Annotated in this window: 16 protein-coding genes, 2 tRNA genes, 1 pseudogene and 1 riboswitch; of the genes and pseudogenes, 6 read left to right on the top strand and 13 right to left on the bottom strand. The window is 63.3% G+C overall.

Features of this window, described 5'->3' with window-relative positions:
• Positions 1-31 precede the first annotated feature (31 nt).
• The 6 genes from JONANDRAFT_RS00275 to JONANDRAFT_RS00250 all read right to left on the bottom strand — a co-directional run bounded on the left by JONANDRAFT_RS00275 (position 32) and on the right by JONANDRAFT_RS00250 (position 6,170).
• Positions 32-718: a precorrin-2 C(20)-methyltransferase gene (locus tag JONANDRAFT_RS00275; RefSeq protein WP_008522299.1), complete on the bottom strand. Its 687-nt coding sequence runs from the start codon at positions 716-718 to the stop codon at positions 32-34.
• Positions 719-748: 30 nt separating this feature from the next.
• Positions 749-1,546 carry a sirohydrochlorin cobaltochelatase gene (locus JONANDRAFT_RS00270; protein ID WP_008522298.1) on the bottom strand — a complete coding sequence of 266 codons (798 nt, stop codon included), beginning with the start codon at positions 1,544-1,546 and terminating at the stop codon, positions 749-751.
• A gap of 113 nt (positions 1,547-1,659) precedes the next feature.
• Positions 1,660-1,839: riboswitch (cobalamin riboswitch) on the bottom strand.
• Between the two features lie 29 nt (positions 1,840-1,868).
• Complete coding sequence (locus tag JONANDRAFT_RS00265; RefSeq protein ID WP_008522297.1) at positions 1,869-2,381, bottom strand: cob(I)yrinic acid a,c-diamide adenosyltransferase; 513 nt, start codon at positions 2,379-2,381, stop codon at positions 1,869-1,871.
• Positions 2,378-4,330, bottom strand: coding sequence for an Hsp70 family protein (locus tag JONANDRAFT_RS00260; RefSeq protein WP_008522296.1), 1,953 nt, complete (start codon positions 4,328-4,330; stop codon positions 2,378-2,380). The genes JONANDRAFT_RS00265 and JONANDRAFT_RS00260 overlap by 4 nt, the downstream gene beginning before the upstream one ends.
• The gene (locus tag JONANDRAFT_RS00255) at positions 4,327-5,208 is read right to left on the bottom strand and encodes a hypothetical protein (protein WP_008522295.1); all 882 of its coding nucleotides are present in this window, start codon (positions 5,206-5,208) and stop codon (positions 4,327-4,329) included. The genes JONANDRAFT_RS00260 and JONANDRAFT_RS00255 overlap by 4 nt, the downstream gene beginning before the upstream one ends.
• Positions 5,209-5,297: 89 nt before the next feature.
• Entirely contained in the window at positions 5,298-6,170 is an 873-nt protein-coding gene (locus JONANDRAFT_RS00250; protein WP_172633442.1) for a YitT family protein, read from the bottom strand.
• A 168-nt stretch (positions 6,171-6,338) separates the two neighbouring features.
• On the opposite strand from JONANDRAFT_RS00250, the gene JONANDRAFT_RS00245 reads away from it, so the two are divergent.
• The 3 genes from JONANDRAFT_RS00245 to rlmN all read left to right on the top strand — a co-directional run bounded on the left by JONANDRAFT_RS00245 (position 6,339) and on the right by rlmN (position 7,693).
• Positions 6,339-6,415 (top strand) — tRNA-Asp (locus JONANDRAFT_RS00245).
• Position 6,416: 1 nt separating this feature from the next.
• Positions 6,417-6,491: transfer RNA gene (locus JONANDRAFT_RS00240), tRNA-Gly, on the top strand.
• A gap of 143 nt (positions 6,492-6,634) precedes the next feature.
• Positions 6,635-7,693: a dual-specificity RNA methyltransferase RlmN gene (gene rlmN / locus JONANDRAFT_RS00235; RefSeq protein WP_008522294.1), complete on the top strand. Its 1,059-nt coding sequence runs from the start codon at positions 6,635-6,637 to the stop codon at positions 7,691-7,693.
• Positions 7,694-7,753: 60 nt separating this feature from the next.
• On the opposite strand, the gene JONANDRAFT_RS00230 is transcribed toward rlmN, so the two are convergent.
• The 4 genes from JONANDRAFT_RS00230 to JONANDRAFT_RS00215 all read right to left on the bottom strand — a co-directional run bounded on the left by JONANDRAFT_RS00230 (position 7,754) and on the right by JONANDRAFT_RS00215 (position 10,807).
• Positions 7,754-8,263, bottom strand: coding sequence for an energy transducer TonB (locus JONANDRAFT_RS00230; RefSeq protein WP_008519972.1), 510 nt, complete (start codon positions 8,261-8,263; stop codon positions 7,754-7,756).
• Positions 8,260-8,646 (bottom strand): ExbD/TolR family protein, encoded by a 387-nt coding sequence (locus JONANDRAFT_RS00225; RefSeq protein WP_008519970.1) that lies wholly within the window; start codon positions 8,644-8,646, stop codon positions 8,260-8,262. The genes JONANDRAFT_RS00230 and JONANDRAFT_RS00225 overlap by 4 nt, the downstream gene beginning before the upstream one ends.
• On the bottom strand, positions 8,636-9,268 hold the full coding sequence (locus JONANDRAFT_RS00220) for a MotA/TolQ/ExbB proton channel family protein (RefSeq protein WP_008519968.1): 633 nt from the start codon (positions 9,266-9,268) through the stop codon (positions 8,636-8,638). The genes JONANDRAFT_RS00225 and JONANDRAFT_RS00220 overlap by 11 nt, the downstream gene beginning before the upstream one ends.
• 129 nt (positions 9,269-9,397) lie before the next feature.
• On the bottom strand, positions 9,398-10,807 hold the full coding sequence (locus tag JONANDRAFT_RS00215) for a Sapep family Mn(2+)-dependent dipeptidase (protein WP_008522293.1): 1,410 nt from the start codon (positions 10,805-10,807) through the stop codon (positions 9,398-9,400).
• A gap of 209 nt (positions 10,808-11,016) precedes the next feature.
• On the opposite strand from JONANDRAFT_RS00215, the gene wecB reads away from it, so the two are divergent.
• Entirely contained in the window at positions 11,017-12,111 is a 1,095-nt protein-coding gene (gene wecB / locus JONANDRAFT_RS00210) for a non-hydrolyzing UDP-N-acetylglucosamine 2-epimerase (protein WP_008519961.1), read from the top strand.
• A gap of 47 nt (positions 12,112-12,158) precedes the next feature.
• Here the strand turns inward: wecB and JONANDRAFT_RS08435 are convergent, their stop codons facing one another.
• The 3 genes and pseudogenes from JONANDRAFT_RS08435 to JONANDRAFT_RS00200 all read right to left on the bottom strand — a co-directional run bounded on the left by JONANDRAFT_RS08435 (position 12,159) and on the right by JONANDRAFT_RS00200 (position 14,584).
• Entirely contained in the window at positions 12,159-12,239 is an 81-nt protein-coding gene (locus tag JONANDRAFT_RS08435; protein ID WP_255348307.1) for a hypothetical protein, read from the bottom strand.
• Positions 12,240-12,346: 107 nt separating this feature from the next.
• Positions 12,347-13,075 (bottom strand): annotated as a pseudogene (locus tag JONANDRAFT_RS00205) (glutaminase); the annotation flags it as partial.
• 81 nt (positions 13,076-13,156) lie between these two features.
• Positions 13,157-14,584 carry an alanine/glycine:cation symporter family protein gene (locus JONANDRAFT_RS00200; RefSeq protein ID WP_008522289.1) on the bottom strand — a complete coding sequence of 476 codons (1,428 nt, stop codon included), beginning with the start codon at positions 14,582-14,584 and terminating at the stop codon, positions 13,157-13,159.
• 261 nt (positions 14,585-14,845) lie between these two features.
• On the opposite strand from JONANDRAFT_RS00200, the gene JONANDRAFT_RS00195 reads away from it, so the two are divergent.
• The gene (locus JONANDRAFT_RS00195; protein WP_008522287.1) at positions 14,846-16,252 is read left to right on the top strand and encodes an MATE family efflux transporter; all 1,407 of its coding nucleotides are present in this window, start codon (positions 14,846-14,848) and stop codon (positions 16,250-16,252) included.
• Complete coding sequence (locus JONANDRAFT_RS00190; protein WP_035786619.1) at positions 16,249-18,744, top strand: tetratricopeptide repeat protein; 2,496 nt, start codon at positions 16,249-16,251, stop codon at positions 18,742-18,744. The genes JONANDRAFT_RS00195 and JONANDRAFT_RS00190 overlap by 4 nt, the downstream gene beginning before the upstream one ends.
• The last annotated feature ends 58 nt before the right edge of the window (positions 18,745-18,802 follow it).

Below are 18,802 nucleotides of genomic sequence, written 5' to 3'. Positions count from 1 at the left end.
GCCGCTCCCCCTTTCTCGCCGGTTCGGGCGGTTACCGCCACAAAAGCAGGGTAGACAGGTACTCCGACGCCTCGTCAAGAGCTTCCGGCCCAGAGACGATTTTCTGGCCGTCAAGGCCGGCTCGGTCAACCCGAATAACCTGCCGCCACGGCCCGGCGGAAGCCACGATCTTCCTCAGCCGGCCTTTGAGCGCGCTGGGCTTGTACAGCGCGGCGCAGTCGCAAGCCCGCAGGGCTTGGGTTATCCGCTCTTCCGCCGCCGTGCCGGGGATGACCGAGAAAACGTCGTCGCCCATGGCCAGAAACTGGCCGGTCAGACAGCAAGCCAGCGAGTGGGCCGACACGCCGGGAACGAGCTGAAGCTGAACGTCCGTCAGCTGCGACCACGCCTTGGCCAGCCAAAACGCGGTCGCGTACAGAGCCGAGTCGCCGATGACCGGCATGACGACTGACGGGACGTCTTCCCAGCGACTTCGGCACGCTTCCAGCTGGCTTCGGAGTTCCGCGTCGCGCCGAGCCTCGTCCCGAACCATTGGGAAGACGATTTGAAGGATCGGCGCGTCCGGGAGGTGACTCCGGACGATCCGCTCGGCCTCGCTCTCCTTGCCGGGAGCGGACAGGGGAACGACTATCAGCCCGGCTTCCCGAAGAGTTCGAAGCGCCGCCAGCGTGATCAGCTCAGGGTCGCCGGGGCCGACGCCCACCGCGTAAAATTTCATCTTTTCCCTCCTGAGGCGCAGTCTGTTTGCCTAAAACCGTTCGATGTCCTGGGCCACGCGGCCGCCGAAGTAGTTCAGGAACTCTTCCGTGTCCCCGAACCCTTCAAGGAACGCCCGCGTTTCAATTCCCTGAGCCTGCAGGACGCTTTTCCACGACTTGGCGCCCGGGCCGGCCATGTCGTTTCGCGCGTGGTCGCCCGCCGAGACCATGAAGGGAACGAGAGCGGCTTTCTTCAAACCTTTTTCGCTCAGCCGGGCGAGCACGTCGTCCAGCGTCGGCGAGCCCTCGACCGCCCCGATGAACAGCCGGCCCGACAGTCGGGACAGGCAGGTCTGAACCTGACTGTAGAGGGCGTTGGCCACGTGGGACGAGCCGTGTCCCATGAGGACCAATGCCTCGTCGGCGGCGAGCAGCTTTTCCCAGACGCGCCCAATGATCTCGGCGACGTCAGCGCAGTCTCTTTCGTTCATCAGCAGGGCGCGGCCCAGCCCCAGCTTCTTGAAACCGTACTTGCCCCGTACCGCCCCCAGCGACTCGACGACGCTTCGCAGGTCGTCGTACTCGGCGCCGGGAATGACGTGGCCGGGCTGAACGAACACCTGCTTGTATCCCTCGTCCTGAAGGAGCGCCAGAGCTTCCAGCGGCGTGGGAATCGACAGGCCTTCTTTTTTCAGCTTCCGGCGAATGATGTTGGACGTGCAGGCTTCCGCGACCTTCCAGCCCTCGCCGGCCGATTTCTTGGCCGCGTCGGAGAAGCGGCGAAGGGCGCTCTGCGCCTCGTGCACAGACGTCCCGAAAAAAACAACCAGCAGCGCTTTGTCTCCCATGGTTCGTTCCCTCCGCTGTCGTTTGACGTCAAAACGCCGCGGCAGGCGGGCACGGCTACCCGCTCGCCGCGGCGCTGCCGCGTCGAAAGCCGTCACCCGTATCCCTCGCCGGGGGCGCTTCTGTGCTCCGGGCTGGTCTTCTGGCTGGCGGTCGTCCTCGTCCGCGCCTTCCCACCAAAAGTTCGGCAGTGGCCTCTGCGGAGTCGTCCCGCTCACAGATGCGGGGCAGCGCCGGACTTACACCGGCTTCCCTACTGCTCCCGAAGCGTTTTATCCTGCAAATTCTCTTTTTATTGTCCCATCCCCCCAGAGGAGCGTCAAGCTAGAACTCCATGCCCTCCCGAGCCGGCACGCCCTGAGAAAACGGGTGGCGAACCAGCGTCATTCGGGTGACCAGTCCGGCCCGGTCAATGAGCCAGTCGGGCGCGTCCCGTCCGGTCATCACCAGTTCGACGCTCTCCGGGCGGGCCGCCAGCAGGGCTTCGACGTCCGAGCGGGTCACGTACTCTTTGTTCAACGCGCCGATGATCTCGTCGAGCACCACGAGCCCGCGATCCATCTGGGCCAGAGCCTCCCGAGCCTGAGCCAGCTGCTTGGCGCAGGAGGCGACCAGATCCTCCCGGCGCGCTTTCCACGGCGGGACGTCGGACGGGACAAAGGATATGGAAACCCCAAGCCGCTCGAACGCGGCATGCTCGCCGGCTCGAACCCCTTTGAGGAACTGAATGATCCGAACCGGCCAGCCTCGGCCCAGCGCCCGAACGGCCAAGCCGAGGGCGGCGGTCGTCTTGCCTTTGCCGTCGCCGGTGTAAATCTGGACAAGTCCCTGCGTCACTTGGTCGTTTCCTCCCTCCTACCGAGCTGGCAGAACGCGTCAAGGCCGGCGATTTCAGACGCCACGGCCTGCTTGACGAGCGTTTCAAACTCGTCGAGCCCGGCGGCCCACGCGTCCGAAAGTTTTTGGTCAATTTCTCCTGCCGCCTGCTCCCGGAGCCGGCCGATCATTCGGTTCACCCGGGCCTCAGAAAGCAGGTACCCGGCCGCGGCCTTCGGCAGGTCAAGCGACGACATCCACCGCTCCATGGCCGGACGTCCGGCGAGACACCCGCCGAGGGCCAACAGGCCGCCGACCGCCCAGCCGGCCGGTCCGACAGCCGTCGAGAGCGCGGCGGCAGTCCCGCCCAAGAGGGCGCCCAAGGCCGAGACGGCCAGAGTGCCGAACTTTGACAGCGGCGACAGAGCCTGCTGAACTAACTTGCCGGCCAGAGACTGGAGCCCCGCCCCGGCGCCTGCCCCGCCCAAGTCGATCGGCTTGTCAAGTCGGGGCGACGAGACGACGCCGTTTTCGGCGAACCACTCTTTGAGGAGCAGCGACAGCACGTTGGCCGCCTCGCCGGTCCATCGGCCCAGCGCCGCGTGGGCCATTTCGTCGGCCTGCCCGCGGAGGCCCTCCACCCGATCGTTCAGTTTTTTCTCAAGCTCCGCCAGCGGTCCGCCTTCCGTTCGGTACTCTTCGACCGCCGGACGGACCGCTTCGCGGATCATCAGACCGGACAGGCTGGCTCCCAGCTGATGAGACGCCTCCTGCCGAACCTGCGCCAGCGGGCCGCGAAGGGTGCGGCTGACGAAGGCCGCCGATCCGGCGGTAAGCTGACGGCGGCTCGACTCGTGCCGGGCTGTGAGGGCCGGAAGCAGGGACAGCCCGCGGGCGACGGCCCCGCCGGGCCGATCGCTGCGCAGCACTCGAGCGCTCGGGAAGCGAACTCGCACAGCGTCGTCCACGAACGGCCACTGGCTGGAACCGCCCGAAAGGAGCACCAGTTCCGGCTCGTCGGCGCCGTCGAGCAGCGCTTCAAACCGGCCGATCAAGTCGCACTCGCCGGCGCTCCCAGGACAACCGGGCACATCCCCAACAAGTGGCCCGGAAGCGGTAAACCGACGGCACCGGCCGATAAACTCGTCCCAGTCGAGCGACGGGATCGCCCCGTACTCGCCGGCCGAGCCGCTCCACCGTCTGGTCCTGTCGTCGGCCATCGCGGCAGAGAACCGCTCTTTCAGGATTTTGCTCCAGTACAGCCGGACGAACTCGAACGCGCCGCCGGCTTCCCACCGCTCGAACGCGCCTTCCGTCCGCTCGGCCAGCAAGCTGAAGAACAGGTCGTCGAACAGCCGGCCGCCTAAAAGCCAGTCCCCCCACGCCTTCTTCACCTGCAGGCCGCAGACCGACGCCATGTCGCACGTGCCGCCGCCGAAGTCGACGACCAGCACGTTTCTCCGCACCTCTGACGGGCTCAAGGCGCCGGCGGCCAAAGCCTCGGCCAGCGCGGCCAGCGGCTCTTCAAGCAGCGTGATCTCGCCAAATCCAGCGCTTCTGGCGACGTCTCTCAGCTCGCCGCGCCAGCTCTCCGACGCCTGACAGGGAAAGCCGAAAAAGACCTGCCGCCCCTCCGGGTCAATGTCCAAGTGCCGCTTCCGACCGCCGCTCAACAAGCCTTTCAGGAAATCGACCGCCCATTTTTTCACGTCGGCGCTTCGGTCGAGCTCGGGCTTGAACCGGCTGTGAAGTTCCCAGCGCTTTCGTTGGAGAGGCGACGCCTCGGCCCAGCCGAACGTGGCGGCCTCACCGATGACCGGATCTTCGCCGGGCCGGTACAAAATCGCCGTGTCCAAGCTACCCCGCTCGCCCCACAGCTCCACCGCGGACGGGCTCAGCTCGCTGTCCGGACACTTGCTGATGTACGTGTTGCTCGTGCCTAAATCGACTGCCAGCACGCCCCGCGTCATCGTTTCACCTTCCTCACCAGCCCGCGGCGAACGGCGCCGGACGGCTCCGTTTCGGGCGGACGCTCCTCTTTGACCCAATCGCCCGGCTCAACCAGTCCGAACGTCTCGTACAGATCTTCGCTCCCCGCTTCCCAGCAGAACGTTTTCGGACCGTCGAGCCCTTGAACGCCCTCGCTCCGCGCGGCGTCAAGCAGCGCGCCGACCGCCGCGTCCCGGTCCTGAGAGGAACTCCGGCTCAGGTCCCGAATCGACGACGTCAACTTCCCCGGTATGGTCTGGAAAACGCCCGCCAGTTCAGCGCTCATGATCGCTGTCAGCTCAGCGCGGATTGCCAGACAAATTCGCTGAACCGCGTCTTCCTCGTCGAACCGAACCATCGGGCGAGTGACCCAGAGCCGAGCGCCGCTGAAGGCCGCAAAAGCCGCCCTCATCAGCCGGCCCCGCCACGGCAGGACAACCGACGCGGCGCTGAGCGCGGCCGCGGCTTTGATTGATTTGCGGCTTCCCTCGGCGTGAGCCAGACAAACCCACGTGCCGAACGCGCCTCCTAAAACGGCTGCCGGCACGGCGAGAATCGACAAGTCGGCGCCGATTACCCGCCCCACGACGGAGAGCCCGCCCCGAAACGCCATGCTGCCCAAAACAGCCGACAGCGCGCCGCCGATTGGAGAGATGCCGCCGATCACTCGGTCTTCGCCCGGATCGACGGCCCGGAGCCCCCGCGCCATGGCGCCCCGCTGGGCCGGATCTTGGAGACGGCCCATCACCTCAGCCCGACAGGCCCGCCACGCGGCCCGCAGCCGGCCGTTCCCGTCCGGCGACTCCTGAAGGGCCTGACGGGCCAGCTCTTCAATATTCAGATCGGGCAGTTCTACCATATTCATCGCTCCTCACTTGACAGGAAGGGCGGCGGAAGGTCAGACTTCCGCCGCCCCGTCGCCTCCAGTTCGTGCCGGACTGCGGCCCGCTATATATCGCTTCTCCAAGACCTGAATCCGGTCCCTAGGACTTCGGCAGCTTCTGACAGCCTCATGAACGCCGTCGGGTCGTTCTGTTTGAGGAACTGCTTGAGGGCAAACGCCTGACGGTTGGACAGCAAGCTGATCATGACGGCCCGAGGCCGGCCGTCAAAGCCGCCCTTGCCCTCGAAAATCGTCACGCCTCGGTGCATGGTCTCAACGATGTATTTCCGCACCATTTCCACGTGCTGCGTGACGATCATGGCCTCCTTGCGGACGCCGAACGCCCGAAGGTCCGAGTTGGTCACCTGAGAGGACACATAGACCATCACCAGACCGTACAGGACCTTCTGTATCGGCACTTCGAAGATGAACAGCCCTAAAATGGCTATGTTGATGATCATGGAAATGCTGCCCACTTCTATGCCGGTTTTCCGCTTGACCGCCACAGTCACGATATCCATCCCGCCGGTGGACGCGCCGGTCGAAAACACCATGGCGAACGCCATGCCCTGAGTGACCCCGGCGGTGAGCACGAGAAGCATCGGGTCGTCGATGGCCAGCGGCGGAATCAGCGCCGTCAGCTCAAATGAAACGGAGATGAGCAGCGTCGCGTACACAGACCAAAAGAGAAAACGCTTGGAAAGAGCCTTCCACGCGTAGGCAAAGAGCGCCAAGTTCATCAGCGCCGTCGTGAGTCCGAGCGACCAGCCCCACCGATATTTTAAAAACAGGGCAATCCCGGTGACGCCTGTACTCGGCAGCTTCGCGGGAACCACAAAAAACGTCACTGACAGGGCAAAAAGAAGGCTGCCGAACGTGACGATGAAGAACGTCCGAAGTTCTTCCTTCAGCGTCTCGTTGGGCCATCCCTGCGCCACGCGTTGAAACACGTTCAAAAAAACCACTCCCGTCTCGGCAGGCAGCGGCCAGCCGTATTCAGCGTATAATATTATTTTTATCATACTCTGCCAAATCTGGCCTGTACAGGTTACAAAGCCCCTCTTGTCAGACGGCTGAGAATCTGATATAGTTTCTGTTCGTAAATTGGGGTTGTAGCTCAGTTGGTTAGAGCGTCGGCCTGTCACGCCGAAGGTCGCGAGTTCGAGTCTCGTCAGCCCCGCCACGCGGAAGTAGCTCAGGGGTAGAGCACGACCTTGCCAAGGTCGGGGTCGCGGGTTCAAATCCCGTCTTCCGCTCCATTCGTTCCCTTCCCGCTGCCGGACGGCAGCGGGTTTTTTATGTCGAAGAACGGCCGTCGAACAATTATGAGACAGCGCGGCGGTGTACAATAACGAAAGAGGGCGCTAGCCGGGGGAAGCCGGCGCGTCGGGAGGATAAGACGATGAGCGACCGCATTCAGGGGCTTGAGCTCAGCTACGACGAGTGGCTGACTCTGATTCAGGAGCAGTTCGGCGCCAAAAAATTTGTGGCCGACCAGATCTGCCAGTGGATTTACCAGAAAAAAGTTTTCGACTGGAACGGCATGACGAACCTGTCAAAGGACCTGCGCGCGGCGCTGGCCGAACGGGTTTCGATCGTCCCGCCGGTTCTGGTGGAACGTCAGATTTCCGCCGACGGGACGAAAAAATACCTGTGGGAGCTGTCAGACGGCGCGCGGGTCGAGTCGGTGCTGATGGATCACGGCAACCACCTGACCGCCTGTCTGTCCAGCCAGGTCGGCTGCCCCCTGAAGTGCGCCTTCTGCGCCACCGGACGAGACGGCTTTGAGCGCAACATGACGGCTGGAGAAATCGTCGGGCACTTCTTAGCCATGGAAGCCGACTTGGGCAAACCGATCGGCAACGTGGTGTTCATGGGCATGGGGGAGCCGCTGCTCAACTTCGTCAACGTCGAACGGGCGATTCGCTGCCTGCTGGAGCCCAAAATGCGCGGCATGGGAGTGCGGCACGTTACCATTTCAACAGCCGGCGTCGCCGACGGCATCAGGAAACTTGCCGACAGCGGGCTGGGCGTTTACCTGTGCCTGTCGCTGCACGCGCCAAACGACGAGCTGAGAAGCCGACTGATGCCGATCAACGAGCGGTACCCTCTGCCGCAGGTGCTGGACGCGCTCAAGTACTGGCAGGGGAAGACCGGCGTCCGGCTGACCGTCGAATACGTCCTCATCAAGGGAGTGACGGACCTGCCCGAATTGGCGTACGAGCTGCCGACGCTTTTCTCAGACCTGCAGACGTACGTGAACCTTATCCCCTACAACCCGGTGATCCCTAGCTTCTCCCGGCCTTCGGCCAGCCGAATTGAGCCGTTCGCCAAGATTCTCCGGGAGCTGGGCATGGAAGTCGAGGTCCGTCGGGAAAAAGGGACCGATATCGACGCGGCCTGCGGTCAGCTGAGGGCAAAGAAGGATCGCCCTGGCGAACGCGAAACGCGCAAAAGATAACGGCAGACGCAAAAGCGGCGGTTTGGGACGAACGTCCCAGACCGCCGCTTTTTTCGGCCTTTATTTTCGCCCGCCGAGGCGGAACGTGACGGGAATCCGCACGACGCCGGCCACTTCCGGCCTGAAACGCCACCGCCCCAAAGCCTCGCAGGCCGCCCGGTCGAGACGAGGCGAACCGGAGCTGCGCTCCAGCGCCACCGACGTGACCTCGCCGGACTGAACCGACAGCAGCACCCGGGCTGTGCCTTCCTCGCCCCAGAGGCGGGAAATCAGCGGGTAGTCGGGCGTCGTCTTGACGACGACCATGCCGGCATTGTACCCCTCGGCCGCGCCGGAGACCTGCGGCGACACGACCATGGAAATGGAAATGGCGAGCGGCCGACCCCGGCCGCCGCGCCCCGCCGCCGTACTCTCCTTTTCGTCCTCGTCCTGGGGCGAAGGAGCCGACTCCTCGAGCGCCGTTTCACCAGCCGATCCGGACGGCGCGGACATCCAAAGTCCCAGACAGCCCAGCGCAGCCCCATGAAGGCACAGGGAAACGGCGACGGCGACCAGCCAGTCCCGCCTCATGACCCAAAGCCGCGCAGCGCCAGAGCCACCGACGTCACGCCGGCTCGGCGGAGCATCTCAAGGAGCTCGGCGACCTGCCGGTACGGCAGGTTCTCGTCCGCGGCGACGAGCAGGTCTCCCGCGTCTTTCGGACGCGATGCCGCCTGAGCCACGGCGCCTTCCAGCGTCGTCTTTGAACCGTCGTAGAGAACCGTCCCGTCCTGCCGCACCGTGAGGACGACCGACGGCTTATCCGGCGCGGCGCCTGCCCCTTCGGGCAGTTCGACGGCCACCTGTCCGGGAATCATCGCCGTCGACAGGGCAAAAAAGAGGATCAGAATGAACAGGACGTCGATCAGCGACGTCAGGTCGGCCTCCGGCGCGGTCCGGCGGTTAATCCTCATGGGAGCCTCGGCCGGCCATGTGACAGCGAAGCAGCAGGTCGCTGGTCCGCGACAGGGTCTCCTCAAGCCTGTCCACCCGGGAACTGCACCAGCTGTGGGCTAAAAGGGCCGGAATGGCGATGATCAGACCGGCGACGGTCGTGAAAAGCGCCTTGTAAATGCCGCCCGCCAACGCGGTCATCGGCGACGAGGAGACTTCCGGCAGGGCCTGAAAAATATCCACCATGCCAACCACCGTGCCCAGAAGCCCGAGCAGCGGCGCGACCCGAGCCGTGACTGACAAAAAGCCGAGCCCCCAGCTCCAGCGAAACGCCTCCCGGCGAATTTCCTGCTGGAGCAGATCCCGAAGGTCTGCGCCGGACAGCTTCCAGTGGGACAGACCGGCGCGAAGCACCCGGCGCAGCGACGTGTCCGGCCCGTCGGAAACGGAGGCCAACGCCTCAGCCGGCCGGCCAGCGGCCAGCATGTCGGCCGCAATCCCTTCCGCCTCTTCCGGGTCCTCCCAGGCGCGGCGGGCAAACAGAAGTCTCTGGACGAAGACGGCAGCGGCGGCCAGGGACAGGACCAGAAGGATCAGCATGATCGGGCCGCCCAGCATGAAAGTCTTATACGCTTGAATCACAGGAACAACTCCTCTCGTTTGTCAAAACGGCAACGTCTGAGCCGTCAGCTTATGATAATCTCCCGCCGGCCGAAACGCCATAAAAAAGCGGAGCCTCTTAGGGCTCCGCTCTCCGCTCCTTTTTTTCGCTTAGCAGGCCAACTCGACGATGGCCGCCGCGATGATTTTAGTCGTCAGGATGATTCGGTCGATCTCCCAGCACTCGTCGATCTCGTGAATGTGCTGATTTTCGTCCTGGAAGCAGATGCCGAACGCCAACATGTTGGGAATTTCCTTCGCGTACGTTCCGCCGCCGATGGAGAACGGCCGGTCGTCCATGCGCCCCGTCTCCTGCCGGTAGGCTTTCATCAGGCTCACGACCAGCGGATCGTCCTCGGGCTTGTAAAGCGGCGTCGCGCAGCTGATCGTCTCAATGACGAACCCGGCATCGGCCGCGGCCTGACGGAAATCCGCCTCGGTCTTGGCTGGATCTAGCGTGACCGGGTACCGATAGTTCAAGCTGAACTTGACCCGGTCGCCGTCCATCTTCATGAGTCCCCAGCACATGGACGTGAAGCCCGACACGTCGTCGTAGCGAAGCAGTCCCAAGTTTTCGCCCCGGCTCTGAGCTCCCACCAGCCGGTCGAATTTCTCCAGCGCCTTCGCCTGCTCGCCGTCGGTCAGAACGAGGCGCAGGAGCGCGACCAGATGAGCGACCGCGTTGGAGCCGTACTGCGGCTTGGACCCGTGGAACGCCAGACCTTTCATGGACAGGCGGAACTTTCCGCCGCCCAGCTCTTCCATCTCAAGCGCCGCGTCCTTGGGCGCGGCAAATTCGGCCACGGCCCGGCGAAGCCGAGGCAAAGCGGCGTCGGCAACTTCCAGATCAACTGTCGCCTTGTCGGGAACGGCGTTGCTGGCCACGCCGCCGTCGAAGGCGACGATCTTCACGTCCCCCGAGGGAGCGAATGGCGCGCTCAGGTGGGCGGTAATGATCCCCTTTTCGCCGTTGATCAGCGGGTACTCGGCATCAGGCGTGAAGCCGCATACCGGCAGCTCCTGTCCCGATTCGACGTAGTGAGCCACCGCGGCCGAGCCCATTTCCTCGTTGGTCCCTACCATGACCCGGACGCGCCGGCGAAGCTTGACGCCCGCTTCCTTCAGGGCCGCCAAGGCGTACAGCGAGCACACGGCCGGGCCCTTGTCGTCGGCCACGCCGCGGCCGTATAGGAAACCGTCCTTAATCATGCCCTCGAAGGGATCGCAGCTCCAGCCTTCGCCGACCGGCACGACGTCCACGTGAGCCAGAATAGTCACCAGCTCCTGAGAAGCGTCGCCTTCCTCGGCCCAGCCGACCTGATTTTCAAAGACGCCGGTGGAAAATCCCATCCGGTCGGAAATCTCGATGAACTTCTCAAGAGCCGCCTTCGGCCCGGGGCCGAACGGCGCGTCCGGCAGAGGCGCCTCGCCGCCGACGCTTTTCACCGCCACCAGTTCGCGAATTGTGGAAATGATCTCGTCCCGTTTTCCGTCAATGACCTTGCGTACCTGCTCCATCATCGTTGCGTTCGCTCCTTTCGCGCGGCCCCCAGACCGCCGTAACTGACTGTCTGATTGTACTCGATAAACCGCCGGCCGTGCAGGTTTTTCTATGATTCGTTTTTTCGGCTTATTTTTCTCATAGGCCGCGACGTTTCGTCAGCAGTGCGGCCCTCAACGCCGTTCGATAAAAAGGCTATAATAATAAAATCTCTCTGAGGAGGTTTTTCATGACCCGACGAGTTGTCCTCGCCTTCGGCACGCGGCCTGAGGCAATCAAAATGGCGCCGGTATACCGCGCCCTGTCCGAGACGGGCGGGCTTGAGCCGCTCGTGCTCCTGACCGGCCAGCACCGCACCCAGCTGGCTCAAGCGCTCCAAATTTTCGACGTCCCGGCGGCCCGCAACTTGGACGTGATGACCGACCGGCAGACGCTGCCCGAGCTGGCGGCCCGGATGCTGCCTGCGGCAGCCCACGCTTTGACCGAGATGAAGCCCGACTACGTGCTGGTTCACGGCGACACCATCACCACCTTCGTGGCGGCTTGGGCGGCGTTTTTGTGCGGTTTCCCGGTCGGGCACGTGGAAGCGGGGCTGCGGAGCTTCTCCTTGGCCGAGCCGTTTCCCGAAGAGGCCAATCGGCTGCTCACCGACGACCTCAGCGACCTGATGTTCGCCCCCACGGAGGGCGCTCAGGCCAACCTGCTGGCCGAAGGGCGAAAGGCGTCGAACATTCTGGTGACCGGACAGACCGCCGTGGACGCGATTTTGTACGCCGCCCAAAAGGGGAGGTGGCCCGACGGGGTTCCGGCCAAAAAGCCGCTCGTGACGGTCACGCTCCACCGGCGGGAGAACTGGCCCGTCATGGCTAACCTAGGGAAAGCGGTCGCCCGGTTGGCCCGCGCGTTTTCCGACTGGCACTTCGTCGTGCCGCTGCACCTGAACCCGATCGTCCGCGACGCCCTGCGTCCCCAGCTCGCAGGCCTTTCAAACGTCACCTTGACCGACCCGCTGGACTACGGCGCGATGGCGAAGCTCATGAGCGAAAGCCGACTGCTCCTCACCGACTCGGGCGGCCTGCAGGAAGAGGGCGCCTCTCTCGGCGTCCCTGTGGCGGTGGTCCGCAACGTGACAGAGCGCCCAGAAGGCGTTGCCTCCGGCTCGGTGGTCCTAGTGACGAACGACCCGAACGCCGTCTTTGAAAAAACATCGGCCCTGATGAGCGATAACGCTCGGCTGAAAGCCATGAGCGCCGCGCCCAACCCGTACGGGGACGGGCACGCCTCCCGTCGAATCGCCGAGGCCCTGACCGCCCGGCTGTCCTAAAAAAACAAAGAACCCCGGCTTCTCCATAGAGAAGCCGGGGTTCTTTTTTATATGACCCGGAAGCCGCCCTCGAGGGACAGCCGCTTCATGGCCGCCACGCCGGCGACCGAGTTGCCCCGCTCGTCCAGCGACGGGCCGTAGACTGCCAGCCCCGCCCGGCCCGGCTCGGCGTGTCGATGCCGCCGCCCACGCCGCTCTTGGCCGGAATCCCCACGTCCACGGCGAACTCCCCCGAACCGTCGTACATGCCGCAGGTCATCATGAGCGCCCGAACGGTTCGGACAACGGTCGGGCTGACTACATCCCGCCCGGTCAGAGGGTTGCGGCCGTCGCAGGCCAGAGTCGCTCCCAAGACGGAAAGCTGCTTGGCTGTGGTGCCGATAGAACACATTCGGAAGTACACGTCCAGCGTGTCTTCCACGTCCCCTTCCAAACTGCCGACGCTGCGGAGAAAATACGCCAAAGCCCGGTTTCTGTCGCTGGTAAACTTCTCCGACAGGTAGACCCGCTCGACCACATCGGCGGTCTTCTGCACCGAAAGGGCGGCGCACAGCTCCAGAACGGCCCCGATTTTTGCCCCTACCCCCTCCTGTGGAAGGAGGGAGACCACCACGATGGCTCCCGAGTTGATCATCGGGTTGTGAGACCGGTGCGGGCTGTCCATTTCCAGCCGCATGATCGAGTTGAACGGATCCGCGATGGCGCTCCTGCCGACTCGGTCAAACACGTCGTCGAAGCCCCGAAGCTGAGGGGCCAGCGCCAAGCTCACCACTTTAGCGATCGATTCAAGACAGAACGTCTCGTCCGCGTCCCCGCTCGCCCACTGTTTCCCGTTCTTGTCGGTCACCGCCGCCCCGAAGGACTTCGGGTTCGCCTTCGCCAGTTCGGGAATGTAATCGGCCACGTGTCCGGCCTCGCTCAGCGGCGCGCACTCCTTGACGATTTGATCCAATAGCTGCTGCATGACAGACCTCCCCCGCGCAGCCTGCCGCGGATAAAAATCCGAGGGCCCCTTCCGGAGCCCTCGTGGAATTAGAAACGGACGTTATTCAGGAAGCTCGACCTTGATGGTCGTGATCTTCATCTGAGAACGGTCAATGTACGGGTCAAGCTCGCCGAGGCTCCGGCGTCTGTCGTAGTCCTTTTTCACAGCCGAGGCGATGCCGGCCAAAAGGATCACGCCAATCAGGTTGAGCATGGCCATGATGCCGTTGAAGAAGTCAGCCATGTCCCAAACGATCGGCACGCTGTGAGTAGCGCCGAAGTAAATCATGCCGAGCACGCAGAGCCGGAAGACCGTGACGCAGCCCTTGTTCTCGCCGAACAGGTACATGATGTTGCTCTCGCCGTAATAGTAGTTGCCCAGAATGGACGTCCAAGCGAAGAAGCACAGCGCGATCGCGACGAAGCTCACGCCCCACTGGCCGACTTCGCCCATAATAGCCATCTGAGTGGCCTCGACGCCGGTCTTGCCGCTGGTCAGAACGTCCGGGTTCAGCAGCAGAATGACGGCGGTGCAGGAGCAGATGATGATCGTATCGACGAATACGCCCATCATGGCCGCGTAGCCCTGACGGCCCGGGTGCCGCACGTCGGCCACAGCGTTAGCGTTAGGCGTCGAACCCATACCGGCCTCGTTGGAGAACAGGCCGCGGGCGATGCCGAATCGGGCTGCCTGAGCGACGGTGAATCCTAGGACGCCACCGGCAACCTGCTGAGCGCCAAAGGCGCACTTGAACACGCCGGCGATAACGCCCGGCAGCTCGGGAAGGTGAGTGAGAACGATGTAAACGGCCCCGAGGATGTACAGAATGGCCATGAACGGGACGACGATCTCGGCCACCTTGGCAATCCGGCGAAGTCCGCCGAAGATAACGATAGCCGTCAGGATAATAACGCCGATGCCGACTTTCTGCGTGTCAAAGCCCCAAGCGCCCTTGAGGCCGCTGACGATGGAGTTGGACTGAACGGCGTTGAAGATGAGCGGCATGGCGATGATGATAGAGATGGAGAACAACACGGCCAGCCACTTCTGTCCCAAACCGCGCTCCAAGTAGTACGCCGGGCCGCCGCGGTACAGACCGTCGGTGCCTTTGACCCGGTACACCTGCCCGAGGATGGCTTCGCCGTAAATGGTGGCCATGCCGACCAGAGCGGTTACCCACATCCAGAAGACCGCTCCGGGACCTCCGGAGACGATCGCCGTCGCCACGCCAGCCACGTTGCCCGTGCCGACCTGAGCCGCCAAGCTGGTGCAGAGAGCCTGGAAGGAGGTAATGCCGCCCTCTTCGCTCTTGCGCCCTTTGAGCGTCACGTGCCACATGTGCTTGAAGCCGGTAATCTGGGGGAACCCAAGTCTCAGGGTGTAGTAAATCCCCGTCCCGATGAGCAGATATGTCATCAAGTTTCCCCAAAGGATCGAGTTGCCGATGTTGATCCAATCGTGTAGAGTCGCGATGAAACCTGTCTCCATGGTTCTGCTGCCTCCTCTTCATTTGAAATGTCAGGTCTTCGCCTTGTTTTTAGCGTAGCCTGCGCTCCCGAAGAAACCTGATATTCTAAGGTGTACGAGAGCTATTTTCCTATTTCAAGTAGCAAAAGACTGGCGCGATCTTTTCCCTTCCCTTCAGCTTTTCTGTTCATTGATGCTTCGGCGAAGCCGGCCGCCTCTCTACAAAGGAACACCCTTGGCTGTACAATAAGGAAAATCTGACGATCGCCGGAGGGACGAACCATGCCGAACGAGACGAACATGCCCCAGTTGGCTGGGGACAAAAACGCCGAACGGGCGCGCATGGGAACGACCCCGGAGTTGCGGTTGATCTTCCAGTTCTCCGCGCCGGCCATGATGGGTTTTCTGTCCAACGCCCTGTACAACATCGTCGACCGAATGTTCATCGGCCACTGGGTGGGCTCTCCCGGCCTGGCGGCCCTGTCGGTCGCGTTTCCCATCGCCCTGTTTCAGGGCGCCTTGGCCACGCTGATCTGCGCGGGCGGCACGTCCCTTCTGTCCCGAAAGCTCGGTGCCGGCGACTTGGAAGAAGCAAAGCAGGCCATGGGCAACATGATGACCCTCTCGGCCGCGACCACGCTCCTTTTGTGTTTTGGCATAGAGTTTTTCCTCGACCCGGTCGTGAAGCTCTGCGGCGCCACGCCCGACATCTTGGACCTGTCCAAGACGTACCTGCGGATCGTCCTTTGGGGCATGGCGCTCCAGTTCGGGACAATCGTCCAGAACGAGACCATCCGGGCCTTGGGACGCCCGCGGCGGGCGATGGAGTCGGTGATCATCGGCACGATGAGCAACGTGGCTCTGGACTGGCTGTTCATCGCCGTCTTCAACTGGGGCGTCGCCGGCGCCGCCGTCGCGACGGTTATCGGCCAGGGACTGTCCCTCGCGTGGGTATCGATTGACCTGTGGGGCAAGCGTGCCCCGATGAACCTCGAGCCGTCCTGCTGGCGGATCCGCTGGGCCATGGTCCGGCAGATCGCCGCCGTCGGGTTTTCTCCCTTCATTGGCACGCTGTTTTTCAGCATCCTGATGGTGCTGTTCAATTTGGTTCTCTCCGAGTACGGCGGCTCGCTGGCCCTGTCCGCCCAAGGAATTTTCTTCTCGCTGGACAGCCTGCTGTTCCTGCCGGTCATGGGACTCGGCGACGGCGTTCTGCCGCTGGTCGGCTTCAACTACGGCGCGGGGAACCTGCGGCGGGTCAAGCGGCTGGTGTCCATCGCCCTCTGGTCGTCGGGAATTTTTCTGACAGTCACCACGGTCATCACCGAAATTTGGGCCGAGAGCATGGTAGCCATGTTCTCTTCCGGCAACCCAGCTCTGACGGCCGCGGCCGCTCGGGCGATGCGGATCGGCTATTCGGCCATGCCTCTGGCGGCCGTCTCCATCACCGCGTCCTACGTCCTTCAGGGACTGGGGAGGGCAAAAGAGTCGCTGATCCTCACCCTAGGACGTCAGCTGATCATTCTGCCGCCGGTGCTGATTTTGCCGCGCTTTTTGGGCACCGACGGGCTGTGGGTCAGCTTTCCAATCACCGATATTCTCGGCGGCGTGATCGCCGCTTGGCTGCTTCATGGCGAATCAAAGCGCTGGGTCGAGCCTGCTCCTCGACCTGCCTCACAGGAGGAATGACGTTGAAGTTTTCTACCTTTTTAACCGCCTGCGCCGCCGCGGTCCTCTTTGCCGGGCCAGGCCTGTCGTCGCCCAGAAAGGATCCGGGAGACTCTCCGACTCCGCCCGTTTCGGTTTCCGAGGCGGCGAAGGCGTTCCGCGACGAAAAATTCGACGTGGCGTTTGATCTGTTCAAGAAACTGGCGGAGCAAAATGACCGGGCCGCGTGGGCCGCGCTCGGATACATGTACGACAAGGGGCTTGGAACGGGGAAAAAACCGGACGAAGCGGCGAAATGGTACAAAAAGGCGGCCCACGCGGGCAGCGCGGAGGCGGCCTACAACCTGTCGATCATGTTCCGGGCCGATCCGGCCCGGGATCCGGATAAGACGTGGCGGACGTACCTCAAAAAAAGCGCCGATGGGGGTATCGAGCGGGCCGCGCGGGACCTGTACGAGCTGTACAAGTCGGAAAACCGCCTGCTGGACGCTGAGGCGACGTTCCAAAGCGCCCTGAAACAGAAGATGGCTTGGGCTATGCTCCAGCGGGCGTTGGAAATTTACGATCGAACGGACAAGGCCTCCCGGGACGAGTACGCCCGCCTGATCGCCGCCGCCGCCGAAAAGGGCGACAACACGGCCCGGTACCTTCTGGCAGCAGACGCTGAAGAGCGGGGCGACACGGCTCAGGCCGAGACGCTGTACAAGCAGGCCGCCGACGAAGGCTCGCTGCCCTCGCTCATGGCGCTGGGGATTTTGAAGATGCAGAAGGACGCGCGCGCCGAGGGGCTTCGGCTGCTGAGCCAAGCGGCTGCCGGCGGGTACACGCCGGCGAAGAAGTTCCTCGCCCAGATCTACGAAAACGGGGGCGGCATGGGATTCACCCCTGAGCCGAAGAAAGCGTTCCAGCTTTACACGTCGGCAGCAACCTCGGGCGACAGCGAGGCGTACATCGACTTGGGCCGGCTGTACGAAACCGGCGTCGGAGTTGAGAAAAACAAGGCCAAAGCGGCCGAGATGTACAAGAAAGCGGCTTCTTTCGGGCTGCCTGAAGGAATGTACAACATGGGCCGAATCGCCATCATCGGCAAGGGCGTCGCCCAAGACCGCAAGGCCGGAGTCCAATGGCTTGAAAAAGCCGCCGCGGCTGGCAGCACAAACGCCCAACGGGACCTAGGGGTTCTCTGCGCTCGGGGTGACTGGGTTCCCAAGAACTTGGCGAAGGCGAAAAAACTGCTGAAGGAAGCATCCGCCTCTGGGGATACCGAGGCAACCCTCGCTTTGGCTAAGATCCTGATGGACGAAGGGGACAAGTCGTCCAACCAAGCCGTGGCCCTTTTAAAGGGCGCCGCGGGAGACGGCAGCGCGCAGGCCCAGCTTCTTCTCGGCCAGCTGTTCGAGTCGTCGTCCACCGGCAGCGATGACTCGATGGATCAGGCTCTCGTCTGGTACAAAAAGGCGGCCGCACAGGACTACCCGCCGGCCCTGTGCGCCTTGGCCCTCTTTTATCTGGAAAACCACGAGCACGCCGACCCGGCGGTCATTCAAAATCTCCTGACCAGATCCGCCCGCCTGGGGTACGCGCCCGCCGGGTACAAGCTGAGCCAGTTCATTCAGCAGGGAGTGTTCGGCGAGCCCGACATGGAAAAGGCGTGGAAAGCCTGCAAAGCCTCCGCTCAGGCCGGAAACTCGGCAGCCCAGTGCCTGCTCGGAACCATGTACTTGGAAGGCGCCGGCGGACGGCGTCCCGATCCGGCTCAAGCGTTCGAGTGGTATTCCAAGGCCGCGGAAAGCGGCAACACCGTGGCGCAGTGCAACTTGGCGAAGCTGTATGCCACCGGCACGGGAACCGCCATGGACCTGAAAACCGCCGCCGAATGGTACCAGCGGGCGGCCTCCGGAGGCTCGCCGCAGGGCCAGTACAACTTGGGCCGAATGCTCCTCATCGGGCTGGGACAGTGGAAGAACGTCCCCGAGGCTCTCAAGCTGCTCCAGTCCGCGGCCGACCAGAGCTACGCGCCGGCGCTCAATCAGCTGGGCGTTCTCTACAGCCAAGGCGCCGAAGGCCTGCCCCATCAGCCGGAGAAGGCTTTGGAGTACTTCCTCCCGGCGGCGTCTCAGGGCTACCGCATCGCCCAGTACAATCTCGGCGTGCTGTGCGCCTCCGGCGACTTAGGTGATAAGAACAAGGCCGCCCGCCGGTGGTTCCGCAAAGCGATGAATCAGGACCACCCCGAAGCGGCCCGTCAGCTGGGCGTACTGTACGAGCACGGACTTGGCGGCCTAGTTGACCTGCCTCTGGCCCTTTTGTGCTATCAGATCGCCCAGCGGCTCGGCAGCGCCGGCGCAGCCGACGACGTTCGGCGGCTGGAAGGGAGCGTGCCGACGGCCGATCGGCTGAATAAAATGCCAGAAGACGGAGGCTCCTTCGAGCCCTCAGAAGACGAGGTCCAGCAAGACGAACCCGACCTGCCGAACGAAACGGGGGAGGATTCGCCCGCCCCTTCAAAGTGAGCTCCCGCCCTCTGAATGATATAATCGAAGCCGAACGCGGTATTTAAACCGAGTATCA

This window comes from Jonquetella anthropi DSM 22815 (assembly GCF_000237805.1).
GTDB lineage: Bacteria > Synergistota > Synergistia > Synergistales > Dethiosulfovibrionaceae > Jonquetella > Jonquetella anthropi.
This window is presented reverse-complemented; position numbering and strand designations above follow the sequence as displayed.